This window comes from Streptomyces sp. CMB-StM0423, from assembly GCF_002847285.1.
GTDB lineage: Bacteria > Actinomycetota > Actinomycetes > Streptomycetales > Streptomycetaceae > Streptomyces.
In genome coordinates, this window is the sequence record NZ_CP025407.1 from 1,001,449 (window position 1) to 1,013,287 (window position 11,839).

An 11,839-nucleotide genomic window follows, 5' to 3' on the forward strand; every position below is an offset into this window, starting at 1 on the left:
GCCCGGCCCATGACGACAGCGAGCGAGCGTCCGGCCGGCGCCGGGCGGCCCGTCATCGGCATCACCGCGGCCACGTCGGCCATCAAGGTGGCCATCTTCGACATGCGGGCCACCTTCACCCCGCAGCAGTTCGTCGACCGCGTCGCGCGGGCCGGCGGCACGCCCGTGCTGCTGCCGCCGCTGCCGGAGGCCGCGAGCGCGGTCGCGGGACTCGACGGGCTGCTGCTGCTCGCGGGCCCGGACGTGGAGCCGGCGCGCTACGGCGCCGAGCGGCATCCGGAGACCAGGTCGGTCGACCCCGTACGGGACGAGGCGGAGCTTGCGGTCATCGCCGAGGCGCTGCGCCTGGGCGTGCCGTTCCTCGGCATCTGCCGCGCCCTGCAACTGCTCAACGTGCTCCGCGGGGGCACCCTCCACCAGCACCTTCCCGACCTGATCGGGCACACCGGGCACTCCCCCGGGCTGCGCGACTACGGGGACCAGCGGGTGTCGCTGGAGGGCGGCAGCCGGATCGCGAAGGTCTTCGGGTCGGACGCGGCCACGGTGCCCTGCCACCACCACCAGGTGGTCGACGTGCTGGGCAAGGGCCTGCGGGCCACGGCGTGGTCGGTGGCGGACGGGATCGTCGAGGCCGTCGAGGTGCCGGACCACCCCTTCGGGGTCACGGTGCAGTGGCACGCCGAGGAGAGCGACGACGACCGGCCGTTCCTCGCCCTCGCGGAGGCCGCGCGGCACCACCGCGGGACCCGCGGGACCCGCGGCAACGGCGGGGCCGGCGCGGCGGGCTGAAGGACCGGGCGCCCGGCGGGCGCGGTCCGGGGGGAGGGCACGGGGCCGGGCGGCGACAGCCGTCCGGCCCCCGCGCACCACGGGGGTCGTGCGCGGAGGCCGGGATCAGATGGGGAAGCCTGCGTCAGGCGCCCCACGCGCCTGCCACCTGGCGGGTGGCGACGTTCAGCCGGTTGAACAGGTTGGTCACACCGATCATCAGGACGAGCGCGGCGAGCCCCTTTTCGTCGTAGTGCTCCGCGACCTCGTCCCACAGCTCGTCCGGCACCGGGTCGCTGCGGTCGGCGAGCCGGGTGGCGGCCTCGGTCAGCGCCAGCGCGGCGCGCTCCGCGTCCGTGAAGTAGGGCGCCTCCCGCCAGGCGGCGACGGCGGCGAGCCGCTCGTCGGTCTCGCCGCTCTTGCGCGCGTTGCGGGAACCCGAATCCACGCAGGTGCTGCAGCCGTTGATCTGGCTCGCCCGCAGATGGACGAGATCGAGGGTGGCCTTCGGCACACTGCCGCCGAACGCCGCCTTGAAAGCGTCCTGAATGGGCTGCATGGCGTCAGGAAGAATCACTGCGGGATTCTTGATACGGGATTCCATCGGAATTCTCCTCCTCCGAAGATGCATGGATTGCTGCCGGCCGGGACGTCCCACGTCCCGTGCCCACAGCTATGACGTCCGGCGGCCGGGACATGTGACAGGAATGCCCGCATACCCGGCCGCGGCCCGCACCTGCCGCTACGCCCCCGCCTTGGCGGCGAGGAATTCCTCCCAGGTCCTGCGCCCGTCCTGGCCCTCGCCGTCCTGCACGAGGAGCTTGCCTTCCTTGATCTTGCCGAGCCCCGGCATCCAGAGCTGGAGCACCTTCTTGCGCCGGCTGTTGGCGTGCAGGTAACGCTTGATCAGGTCGGCGGCGCTGGTCACCTCGGGCCCGGCCATGTCGGGCACCCGCCCGGCCGGCTCCCCGAGCGCCAGCTCGACCAGCCGGGCCGCGACCTCGTCCGGGTCGATGGGCTGCACCAGGAAGCCGGCGGGCACCGGCACCACGGGGAACCGGGCGCCGGACTTGGCGCCCTTGAGGATCAGGTCGTAGAACTGCGTGGCGCGCATGATCGTCCACGGCAGCGCGGAATCCGTGATCACGCGCTCGGAGTCCCGCTTGGACTTGAAGTAGCCGAACGTCACGTCGTCGACGCCGACGATGGAGACGTACAGCAGGTGCGGTGCCTCCGGGAGGGCCCCGGCGGCACGCACCAGGTTGGCGGTCGCCTTCTCGTCGCCCTTCTTGTCGCTGGCGCAGTGCATGACGGTGCGTACGCCGTCCAGCGCCTCGGCGATGCCCTGGTCCTTCAGCAGGTCGCCCTGGACGTACTCGACGCCCGGGACCTTCGCCGCGCCCTCCTGGGCGCGGCGGCTGAGGACCCGCACGTCACGCCCGGCGTCCCGGAGTCGCCAGACCACCTGGCGGCCGAGTGTGCCCGTGCCGCCGGTGACCAATATCGGTTCTGACATCTGTTGTCCTCACATCCGTGGGTGGTGGGTGACGGACGGGGGAATCGGCTCCCGCGCCCGGAGGGGGTCTGTGGTCACACGCCGACGTCGGCCCTGGCGGGGCTGACCGGATCCCCGGCCGGCCGCTCCGCCGCGGCTTCGAGGCGTCCCGGCCACCAGACGCGGGGGCCGAGGTGGAGTGCCAGCGCGGGCACGAGGAGGCTGCGGACCAGGAAGGTGTCCAGGAGTACGCCGACCGCCACCAGCAGGCCCTGCTGGAGCGACGTCACCGTGGGGACCAGCGCCAGCACGCAGAACGTCGCGGCCAGCACGACGCCGGCGGACGTGATGACCCCGCCGGTGACGGTGAGTCCGGTGAGGACGCCCTCGCGGTGCCCGCGGGCGCGGACCTCCTCGCGCACCCGGGTCATCAGGAAGATCGTGTAGTCGACGCCCAGTGCGACCAGGAACAGGAAGCCGAAGAGCAGCAGGCCCCGGTCGATGCGCGGGTATCCGAGCGCCTGGAAGAGCAGCGCGGCGGCGCCGACCGCGGCGGCGTACGAGAGCACCACGGACGCCAGCAGCACGAGCGGCGCGACCAGGGCCCGCAGCAGCAGCACGAGCATGACCAGCACCACCCCGAGGATCAGCGGGATGAGCAGCATCTCCTCGTCGGCCTGGGCGTCGGCGGTGTCGAGCAGCACGGCGGTGCGGCCGCCGACGACCGCGTCCGCGGCCTCGCCGCCGGCGCCGTCGAGCGCGTCGCGCATCCGCTCGACCGTGTCCTTGGCGGCCGAGGTGTCCGGGGCGTCGCCGAGGACGGCGGTGACGCGGGTCCAGCCGCCCCGGGATCCGGCGGCCTCGGCGGACTGCACGCCGGAGACGTCCTGTACGGCCCGCAGGGCGTCGTCCGCCCCGCCGTCCCGTACGTACACCTCGGCGGGCGCGGACGAGCCGGCCGGGAAGTGCGCCGCCAGCAGCTCCTGGCCCTCGACGGAGTCGACGGTCTTGGTGAACTGCTCCTCCTGGGTCTGGCCGGTCTCCACGGTCATCGTCCCCAGGGCCAGCGCGGCGAGCGCGGCGGCGGCGACCGCCCACACCGCCCGGGGCCGGCGCCCGACGAGCCCGGCGACCCGGGTCCACACCCCGGCCTTGGCGGGCGCGGCGGCATCGGCGCCGGGCTCGTGGCGCGGCACGTAGGGCCAGAACGGCCAGCGGCCGAGGATCACCAGCAGCGCGGGCAGCATCGACGTCATGGCGAGGAAGACCACGACGACGCCGATGGCCACGACCGGGCCGAGGCCCTGGGTGGAGTTCATGCTGCCGAAGACGAGGCAGAGGGTGGCGATGCCGACGGTCGCGGCGGACGCGGCGATGGCGGGCAGCGAGCGGCGTACGGCGACGGCCATCGCCTCGTGCCGGTCCTCGTGCCGGTACAGCTCCTCGCGGTAGCGGGCGATGAGCAGCAGCGCGTAGTCCGTGCCCACGCCGACCGAGAGGATCAGCAGGATGTACGCGCTCTGCCCGTTGACCACGAGCCCGGCGTACTCGGCGAGGAGGTAGACGACGCCGCTGGCCACCTGGCTGGCGAGGAAGACGGCGGTCAGCGGGATCAGCCAGAGCACGGGGCTGCGGTAGGTGAGGAGCAGCAGGATCGTGACGACGGCCAGCGCGGCGCCGAGCAGCGCGCCGTCCATGCCGGCGTAGATCTCGTCGTAGTCGGCGATGTTGCCGGCCTCGCCGGCGATCCGGACGTCCAGCCCTTCGGCGGCGCCGTCCTCGGCTGTCGCCCGGGTCTCGTCCACGCCGTCGGCCAGCACCTTGTTGTCGCTCGGGTGCGTGCGCAGCGGCACGGTCAGGAAGGCGGCCTTGCCGTCCTCCGAGACCGCGGGCGCCGCCACCTCGCCCACGCCGGACTCGCCGGCCAGCGCGGTCCGGTCGGCGTCGATCTTGCCGAGGTCCGCGTCCGTCAGGCCGTCGCCGCGGGCGTAGACCACGACGGCGGAACTGCTGTCCTTGTCCGCGAAGTGCTCCTCGGCCAGCTCCACGGCCTGCGTGGACTGGGCGCTTGCAGGCAGCCAGGTCGCCGGGTCGTTGTCCTGTACGTCGCCCAGCTTGCCCGCCAGCGAGCCGCCCACGCCGACGAGCAGCAGCCAGAGCAGGAGCACGGCCCATTTCGTCCGGCGGCCGGAGACCAGCCCCGCGTACCGGTCCTTCAGGCGGGAACGGGTGTTCAGGCCGGCGCGTTCACCGGGTGCCGCTTGGTGGGTTGCCATATACGCTCGCTCGGGTGTCGAGAGCCGATGCCGCGGCTCGTCCGGATTGGAAGGAACGACGACGCGTCGTCGCCGCTCAGGTGGAAGGGATCGACCGCGGACGGCGGAGCCGGGCCCGGGCTCGCCGGCCGCCGCGGTCGTGGCAGGGGGGTCGGTGTGTGCCCCCGCTCCCGCCACGCCTGCTCTTCGGATCGTCACTGCTATGACGCACCGCACCGTGAAGATGTGACAGGTGCAGCGCGCACACCCCGCGGGCGGCGCCCGGACGGAGGAGGCACATGGCGGAGCGCGAGCGGCTGGCGCGGCAGTTCGAGCGGAAGCGGCCGCGGCTGCACGCGGTGGCCCACCGCATCCTGGGCTCCGCCGGCGAGGCGGAGGACGCGGTCCAGGAGGCGTGGATCCGGCTGCACCGCAGCGACCCGGAGGCGGTGGAGAACCTCGACGGCTGGCTGACCACCGTCGTGGGCCGGGTCTGCCTCGACATGCTGCGCGCCCGCGCGCGGCGGGAGGAGATGCTGGAGGAGCAGTTCCGCGCGCCGGCCGCGGCCGCGGACACCGAGGCCGCCGACCCGGAACAGGCCGCCGTCGTCGCCGACTCGGTGGGGCTCGCCCTGCTGGTGGTGCTCGACACACTGGACCCGGTGGAGCGGCTCGTCTTCGTCCTGCACGACATGTTCGCCGTGCCCTTCGCCGGCATCGCCCCGATCGTGGACCGCAGCCCGGCCGCGGCAAGGCAGTTGGCGAGCCGGGCCCGGCGCCGGGTGCGGGGCGCGGTGCCGCTGCCCGACCTGCGCCGGCAGCGCGAGATCGTAGACGCCTTCCTCGCCGCCTCCCGCGACGGCGAGTTCGACCGCCTGCTGCAACTGCTCGCCCCCGGGGTGGTGATGAACGCCGACAGGACGTCCGTCGACATCGGCGCCACCGCGGTCGTACGGGGCGCGCACGACGTCGCGAAGAGCTTCTCCGGCCGGGCGCTGCTCGCCCGCCCCGCGCTCGTCGACGGCATGGCCGGCGCGGTGTGGGAGACGGGCGGGCGGCCCGCGGTGGTCTTCCGCTTCACCGTCGAGGACGACGTCATCACGGCGATAGACCTGGTGGCGGAGAGGGAGCGACTGGACGGGCCCGACCTCGTGGTGCTCGCGGGCTGACGGGCCGCCGGAAGGCGTCGGTCCGCCGCGCCCCGCGGGCGTCGGGGGGCGGGCGGGATCCGTCAGGCAGGGTCCAGGCACTCGGTGAGGAACGCCAGCGCCCGCAGGTGGTAGGCGCGGGCCGTCCAGCCGAGGCTGATGTTGTGTCCCGCGCCGGGCTGCCGGTCCACCTGGACGCGCGGGCTCGCGGTGAACCGGCCCGCCAGGTCGGCGAGATCCGGCTCCCCGTGCCGCCACCAGCGTTCGTGCTCGGCGAAGGTGAGCCGCACCGGCACCCGGACCCGGGGCGCCAGCCGGGTGAAGAGCCGCGGCCAGCGCGGCAGTCCCGCCGCCTCCCGTCCCGGCATCGGCGTCGTCATGCCGCGGCCGGCGCGGAAGGTACCCGGCGGGTAGAGCCGCAGCGGTCCCCAGTGCCGCAGGGTGTCGCGCCGCGACGGGCCCGCCGCCGCGGGGGCGCCCGGCAGGGCCGCGTACCGGTGGCCGCAGCCGGAGACGTCCAGGCCCAGCAGCCGGTCACCGGCGCCCGCCGCGGCGGCCAGGGACAGGGCCAGCTTCCCGCCGTACGAGTGTGCCAGCAGGAACATCCCGGCACCGGTCCTGTGCCGCCCGGCGAAGTCGGCGAGCCCGGCCCGCAGCAGCCGGGTCTGCCGCGACAGGCTGACGCCCTCCGGCAGTTCGGCCGCCGAGCGGCCGTAGCCGGGGCGGTCCACGGCCAGCACGGCGAAGCCGAGCGTGGCGCCCAGCTCCAACAGCGACAGGCCGGGGCGGGCGCGGGCGTCGAAGTACGAGGCCGTCATGCCGCCGCCGTGCAGGGCGACGACCGTCGCCAGGGGCGGCCGGTCCCCGGCCGGCTCGCTGAGCAGAGCCGACAGCCGGGTGCCGGCCGCCTCCAGGACGACGGGCCGCGGGTCGGTGGTCACGCGCTCCGGCCGGCGCCGAACCAGCGGCCGAGGGCGGCCGAGAGGTCCTTCTCCGTGTCCCCGCCGGCCCACGCCACGTAGCCGTCGGGGCGGACGAGCACGGCGCCGGCGCCGGCGAGCAGGTCGTCGCCGTCCTCGGGCGGCTTGGCCACCGCGGTCACCACGTCGACCCGGTCCGCCCACGGCGCCGCGGCGGACCTGAGGGCGGCGTCGTCGGCAAGGTCGAGCAGCACGCCGCGGCCGCCGCGCAACAGCCGTACGGTGTCGGTGTCGCCGCCGGCGCCGGTCAGCGGGCGCATGCCGATCCGGCGGCCGAGCAGCGGGTGCACCGGGGCGGCGGAGCCGGGGGTGTCCGTGCCGTCCGTCGCGTCCGCCGCGGTGAGGTCGTAGCGGATGTCGAGGTGGCTCACGATGCCCGCCAGGTGCCGCTTGACGTCGTCGTAGCCGCCGATCAGCTCGGTGAACAGCTCCCGCAGCGGGTCCGACTGCTCCCCGCCGAGGAACACGATGCCCTGCGCGCGGGTGTTCATCAGCAGCCGCCGCCCGACCGCGTGCCGCTCCGCGTGGTAGCTGTCGAGCAGCCCGGCCGGGGCCGTGCCGCGGATCTCCGCGGCCAGCTTCCAGCCGAGGTTCGCCGCGTCCTGCACGCCGGTGCTCAACCCCTGGCCGCCGGCCGGCAGGTGGATGTGGGCGGCGTCGCCCGCCAGCAGCACCCGGCCCCTGCGGTACTCGCCGACCTGCCGGGTGGCGTCGCTGAACGAGCTGACCCAGTCGGCGGTGCCGCCGCTGATGTCCTCGCCGGTGATGTGCTGCCAGGCGCGCGCCACCTCGGCGAAGGTCACGTCGTCGTCGCGGTCGCGGGCGGGCGCGCCATGCGGGCAGACGATGATGCGGTCCACGCCCTCGCGGAGCGGCGCCGCCATCACCATGCCGTTGGGCAGCCGCTCACCGAGGAAGCGGGGCTTGAGGTGGCAGCCGAGCACGTCGGCGAGGAACATCGTGCGGGTCGCGGGCAGCCCCGGGAAGTCGAAACCGGCGAGCTTGCGGGTGCGGCTCTGGCCGCCGTCGCAGCCGACGAGGTACGCGGCCCGCAGCCGCTCCACGCCGCCGGCCGTGGCGACCGCCACCTCCACGTGGTCGCCGTCGGCGAACCCGTCGGCGATCTCGACCAGTTCGGTGCCGCGGCGGATGTCCGCGCCCAGCTCCGCGGCCCACTCCTCCAGCACCGCCTCGGTCTCGTTCTGCGGGATGCCGCGGGCGCCGAAGTGGCCGTCCGCGAGCACCGTGTAGTCGAACTGCACGCCGCCGAAGTGCCCCATCGGGCTGATCTCCAGCGTCTCGCCCTGCCCGAAGCGGGGCAGCAGCCCGCGCTGGTCGAAGGTCTCCATCGCGCGCGCGGTGAAGCCGAGTCCGCGCGACTGTCCCGTCGGCCGCGCGAGGCGCTCCAGCACCACCACGCGGGCCCCGCCGAGCCGCAGCTCTCCCGCCAGCATCAGCCCGGTCGGGCCGGCGCCGACGACGATCACATCTGTATCCACGTCGTCCCTCTCGTGTCCGTCAGGCCGGCCCGTGGTGCACGGGGGCCGGGGTGTGGGTGCGTTCCGTCTGCCGCGCGGTGCCGGGCGCGGTGGCGCGGCCGCGTGCCCCGCCGGGTGCGCCGAACCACCGCCCGAGCGCCTCCGCCAGACCGTCGCCGCGCCGGTCGCCGGCCCAGGCCACGTAGCCGTCGGGGCGTACGAGCAGGGCGCCGGCGCCGTCGAGTTGCCCGGCCGCGGCGTCTGCGCCCGCGGTCTCCGGCTCCGCCGTGACCACGTCGACCCGGTCCCCCCAGTCGTCCGCGCCGGCCGGCGGCGCGCCGCCGAGGCCGAGCAGCAGGCCGCGGCCGGAGCGCAGCAGCTCCGCCGTGGTCCGCGGGGCGCCGGCGACCAGGAGCCGGGCGTGCGGCAGCCGCGCGCCGAGCAGGGGGTGCGGGGGGCCGCCGGCGTCGTAGCGGATGCCGAGTCCGCTGACGGCGCCGGCGAGGGTGGTACGTACCGTCTCGTGGCCGATGAGTTCGGTCAGCACGGTGCGCAGCGGGTCGTTGTCGTGCCCGCCCAGCAGGAGCAGCGCCTGCGCGCGGATGTTGCCGAGCACCGCGCGGCCGACCGCGTGCCGTTCGGTGTGGTACGAGTCGAGCAGCCCCGCCGGAGCCCGGCCGAGGACCGTGGCGGCCAGCTTCCAGCCCAGGTTGAAGGCGTCCTGCACGCCGAGGTTCAGCGCCTGGCCGCCGATGGGCAGTTGCTGGTGGGCGGCGTCCCCCGCGTAGAGGATGCGGCCCTGCCGGTACGAGGCGAGCTGGCGGTTGGCGTCGTGGAAGCTGTTGACCCACAGCGGGGTGCCGCCGCTGATGTCCTCGCCCGTCACCCGCCGCCAGGTGGCGCAGAATCCGGCGAAGTCCGGCTCGCCCGAGGCGCGTACGGGGGCGCCGAACTCGTGCACCATCACGCGGGTCACGCCGTCCTCGCGGCGGGCGGCGATCGCGAGCCCGCGGGGCAGCCGCTCGAACCTGCGGTCCGGCACCTCGATGCCCGCGACGTCGGCGCGCAGCAGCTCGCGGGCGGCACCGTGGCCGGGGAACGGGGCCGAGGTCAGCCTGCGTACCGTCGAGTCCTGGCCGTCGCAGGCGACGAGGTACGCGGCCCGCAGCCGCACCACCTCGCCGTCCCTGCCGACGGCCTCGGCCTCGACGGAGTCGCCCTCCTGGGTGACGCCCAGCACCCGCAGCCGGGTGCCGCAGTGGATGTCGGCGCCCAGCGACAGCGCCCACTCCTCCAGCACCGACTCCGTCTTGGCCTGCGGCACCTTCCACTGCCCCGGGTGCGCGCCGGGCAGTGTCAGGTCGAGGGGGATGCCGCCGAAGTGGCCGCGGGTGGCGTTCGGCGGGTTGCCGACATCGGGGAGAAGCCCGCGCGAGTCGAAGATCTCCATGGTCCTGGCGTGCAGGGTGGAGGCCCGCGACTCCGTCGTCGGCCCGTGCCGCTGCTCGACGACCACCACGCGGACGCCGCGCAGGCTGAGTTCGCCCGCAAGCATCAGCCCCACGGGCCCCGCCCCCACGATGATCACCTGGGCGTCGAGCCGGGTGGTCCGCGGGGAACCTCCGGCCGGTACGCCCGGGACGCCGTCCTGCGCGCTCATCTCAGGCCATCCGCTCCGCGTAGTCCTTGGCGTGCCCCAGAGTGGCGCTGCTGTTGGCGCTGAGCGCGCCCTGGACGTACGCACGGGCGTCCGCCACGGTGGCCTGCTCGCCCAGGACGCGGGCGATGTTGTCGGTGTTGAGGGTGACGGTGTGCTGGGAGGTGGCGGTGACCGCGCCGCCGTCGCCGTCCTCCTCGAAGGTCCAGATCCCCGTGTGCAGGGTCATCAGCGCGGGCAGCGTCACCTGCTTGTAGGCGATCCGGTGCGGTGCGAAGGCCACCCGGTAGGACTTGGTGGTGTGCGTCGAGCCGTCCTTCGCCCGGGTGTCCATCTCCAGGGACTGCAGCCCCGGGGTGTCCTCGCTGAAGCGCACGGTCGCCACGTGCGGCAGCCGCTCGGGCCACTGGCCGGCCTCGTTGATGAAGTCGAAGGCGTCCTTGGCGGTGCCCTCGATCCGTACCTCGTCGGAGAAGGAGAAGGTCAGCTCGTCCCGGTCGGCGGCGTGCGCCCGCTCGACGTTCTCCTTCAGCGAGGCCAGCTCGGTGGTGCTGTTGGTGTCCACGGCCCGGTCGATCCAGGCCAGGTCGTCCGGGTCGTCACCGATCGCCCGGTAGTCGTGCAGCAGCCGCACCCGCGACCCGCCCGCGCCGAGTTCCTCGATGATCCAGGTGCCGCCCATCTCGGCGACCGGCGGGGTGCTGACCTCCTGGCGGAACCGGATGCGCCGTTCCGCCGGGTACAGGAAGCGGCGCGACATCCAGTTCTTGGCCGCGCCGTTGGCGGTGGCCCAGATCCTGATGCGCTCCTCGTCCGGGCCGGTCTCCTCCCGGTCGGCGTAGATCGTCGGCGGGAAGATCCGCGGCCAGTGGCCGACGTCGGCCAGCAGGGTGTAGATGGTGCCGGCGGGAGCACTGATCTCGATCGTGTGCTCGACCTCGCGAGTTGTCATGACGGCTGCTCCTTGCCGGGGTCAGAAGTTGCCGAGGCCGCCGCAGACGTTCAGCGCCTGGGAGGTGACGGAAGCGGCGGTGTCGGAGGCGAGGTAGCCGACCATGCCGGCGACCTCGTCGGGGGTGCTGTAGCGGCCGAGCGGGATCTTCGCCTGGAACTTGGTGAGGATCGCGGCCTCGGTCGTCTCGTACGCGGCGGCGTAGCCCTGCCGCACCCGCTGCGCCATCGGGGTCTCGACATAGCCGGGGCAGACGGCGTTCACGGTGATGCCGGTGGGCGCCAGCTCGTTGCCGAGCGCCTTGGTGAAGCCGACGACGCCGTGCTTGGAGGCCGAGTAGGGGGCGCCGAGCACGACGCCCTGCTTGCCCGCGGTCGAGGCGATGTTGATGATGCGGCCGGTGTCGCGGTTGCGCATCCCGCCGAGCGTCAGCACGGCACGGGTCATGCGGAAGACGCTGTTGAGGTTGGTGTCGATGACGTCGTCCCACAGCTCGTCGGCGATGTCGGCGGTGACGCCGCCGCCGGACCTGCCGGCGTTGTTGACGAGGACGGCGACGTCGCCGAAGGTCTCGACGGCGGCCCGGACGAAGCTCTCGATCGAGTCGGTGTCGCGCACGTCGAGCACCTGGCCCTCGACGTCGTACCCCTTGTCCTTCAGGGACTTCACGGTGGCGACGACGCCGTCCTCGGTACGGGCGCCGAGGAACACCTGGTAGCCCTGCGAGGCGAGCAGCGTGGCGACGGACAGGCCGATGCCGCTGGTCGCGCCGGTGACGAGGGCGACGCGTGCCGGCTGGTGTGTCATGGCTTCTTCCTCACTGTTCGCTCAGGCGGTGGTGGCGCGGGCCGCGGCCAGGTGGCCGTTGACGAGGTCGATCAGGGTGCGCGGGGTCAGGTCGTCCGCCAGCGCGTCGTCGTCGAGGGAGATCCCGTACTCGCGCTCGATCTGGCCCGCGGTCTCCAGCAGCGCCAGCGACTCGTAGCCCAGGACCTCGAAGGTGGCGTCGAGGATGTCGCCGTCCAGGTCCGTGGACTCGTCGGCGCCGGCGGCCTGGAGCAGGACCCGCTTGAGGTCGTCGAGGGTGAAGGGTTTGTCGGTCATCG

11 protein-coding genes are annotated in these 11,839 nt (G+C 74.2%); 2 read left to right on the top strand and 9 right to left on the bottom strand.

Going from position 1 to position 11,839, the window contains the following annotated elements; all coding sequences use genetic code 11:
• The first annotated feature begins 9 nt into the window (after nucleotides 1-9).
• Nucleotides 10-789, top strand: a complete 780-nt coding sequence (locus tag CXR04_RS04205; RefSeq protein ID WP_101420550.1) for a gamma-glutamyl-gamma-aminobutyrate hydrolase family protein — start codon at nucleotides 10-12, stop codon at nucleotides 787-789.
• A gap of 124 nt (nucleotides 790-913) precedes the next feature.
• On the opposite strand, the gene CXR04_RS04210 is transcribed toward CXR04_RS04205, so the two are convergent.
• The 3 genes from CXR04_RS04210 to CXR04_RS04220 all read right to left on the bottom strand — a co-directional run bounded on the left by CXR04_RS04210 (nucleotide 914) and on the right by CXR04_RS04220 (nucleotide 4,539).
• Entirely contained in the window at nucleotides 914-1,372 is a 459-nt protein-coding gene (locus tag CXR04_RS04210) for a carboxymuconolactone decarboxylase family protein (protein ID WP_101420551.1), read from the bottom strand.
• Nucleotides 1,373-1,510: 138 nt separating this feature from the next.
• Nucleotides 1,511-2,284, bottom strand: coding sequence for an SDR family oxidoreductase (locus CXR04_RS04215; protein ID WP_101420552.1), 774 nt, complete (start codon nucleotides 2,282-2,284; stop codon nucleotides 1,511-1,513).
• Between the two features lie 74 nt (nucleotides 2,285-2,358).
• On the bottom strand, nucleotides 2,359-4,539 hold the full coding sequence (locus tag CXR04_RS04220) for an MMPL family transporter (RefSeq protein WP_101420553.1): 2,181 nt from the start codon (nucleotides 4,537-4,539) through the stop codon (nucleotides 2,359-2,361).
• A 278-nt stretch (nucleotides 4,540-4,817) separates the two neighbouring features.
• On the opposite strand from CXR04_RS04220, the gene CXR04_RS04225 reads away from it, so the two are divergent.
• A complete protein-coding gene (locus tag CXR04_RS04225; protein WP_101420554.1) occupies nucleotides 4,818-5,687 on the top strand; it encodes a sigma-70 family RNA polymerase sigma factor in 870 nt (289 codons plus the stop codon).
• Between the two features lie 62 nt (nucleotides 5,688-5,749).
• Here the strand turns inward: CXR04_RS04225 and CXR04_RS04230 are convergent, their stop codons facing one another.
• From CXR04_RS04230 to CXR04_RS04255, 6 genes are read right to left on the bottom strand one after another with little or no spacing between them, the layout of a single operon-like run.
• Complete coding sequence (locus tag CXR04_RS04230) at nucleotides 5,750-6,607, bottom strand: alpha/beta fold hydrolase (RefSeq protein WP_234380053.1); 858 nt, start codon at nucleotides 6,605-6,607, stop codon at nucleotides 5,750-5,752.
• Nucleotides 6,604-8,145 (bottom strand): FAD-dependent monooxygenase, encoded by a 1,542-nt coding sequence (locus tag CXR04_RS04235; RefSeq protein WP_101420555.1) that lies wholly within the window; start codon nucleotides 8,143-8,145, stop codon nucleotides 6,604-6,606. The genes CXR04_RS04230 and CXR04_RS04235 overlap by 4 nt, the downstream gene beginning before the upstream one ends.
• 19 nt (nucleotides 8,146-8,164) lie before the next feature.
• Nucleotides 8,165-9,784, bottom strand: a complete 1,620-nt coding sequence (locus CXR04_RS04240; protein WP_101420556.1) for an FAD-dependent monooxygenase — start codon at nucleotides 9,782-9,784, stop codon at nucleotides 8,165-8,167.
• Between the two features lies 1 nt (nucleotide 9,785).
• Nucleotides 9,786-10,733, bottom strand: coding sequence for an aromatase/cyclase (locus CXR04_RS04245; protein WP_101420557.1), 948 nt, complete (start codon nucleotides 10,731-10,733; stop codon nucleotides 9,786-9,788).
• A 21-nt stretch (nucleotides 10,734-10,754) separates the two neighbouring features.
• A complete protein-coding gene (fabG, locus tag CXR04_RS04250) occupies nucleotides 10,755-11,540 on the bottom strand; it encodes a 3-oxoacyl-ACP reductase FabG (RefSeq protein WP_101420558.1) in 786 nt (261 codons plus the stop codon).
• Between the two features lie 21 nt (nucleotides 11,541-11,561).
• Nucleotides 11,562-11,837 carry a phosphopantetheine-binding protein gene (locus CXR04_RS04255; RefSeq protein WP_101420559.1) on the bottom strand — a complete coding sequence of 92 codons (276 nt, stop codon included), beginning with the start codon at nucleotides 11,835-11,837 and terminating at the stop codon, nucleotides 11,562-11,564.
• Nucleotides 11,838-11,839 lie beyond the last annotated feature (2 nt).

Excerpts from the sequence above, each read along its gene's own strand:
- CXR04_RS04245 (WP_101420557.1), bottom strand. The coding sequence starts at position 10,733 with ATGACAACTCGCGAGGTCGAGCACACGATCGAGATCAGTGCTCCCGCC.
- CXR04_RS04210 (WP_101420551.1), bottom strand. The coding sequence starts at position 1,372 with ATGGAATCCCGTATCAAGAATCCCGCAGTGATTCTTCCTGACGCCATG.
- CXR04_RS04225 (WP_101420554.1), top strand. The coding sequence starts at position 4,818 with ATGGCGGAGCGCGAGCGGCTGGCGCGGCAGTTCGAGCGGAAGCGGCCG.
- CXR04_RS04255 (WP_101420559.1), bottom strand. The coding sequence starts at position 11,837 with ATGACCGACAAACCCTTCACCCTCGACGACCTCAAGCGGGTCCTGCTC.
- CXR04_RS04205 (WP_101420550.1), top strand. The coding sequence starts at position 10 with ATGACGACAGCGAGCGAGCGTCCGGCCGGCGCCGGGCGGCCCGTCATC.
- CXR04_RS04220 (WP_101420553.1), bottom strand. The coding sequence starts at position 4,539 with ATGGCAACCCACCAAGCGGCACCCGGTGAACGCGCCGGCCTGAACACC.
- CXR04_RS04215 (WP_101420552.1), bottom strand. The coding sequence starts at position 2,284 with ATGTCAGAACCGATATTGGTCACCGGCGGCACGGGCACACTCGGCCGC.
- fabG (WP_101420558.1), bottom strand. The coding sequence starts at position 11,540 with ATGACACACCAGCCGGCACGCGTCGCCCTCGTCACCGGCGCGACCAGC.
- CXR04_RS04240 (WP_101420556.1), bottom strand. The coding sequence starts at position 9,784 with ATGAGCGCGCAGGACGGCGTCCCGGGCGTACCGGCCGGAGGTTCCCCG.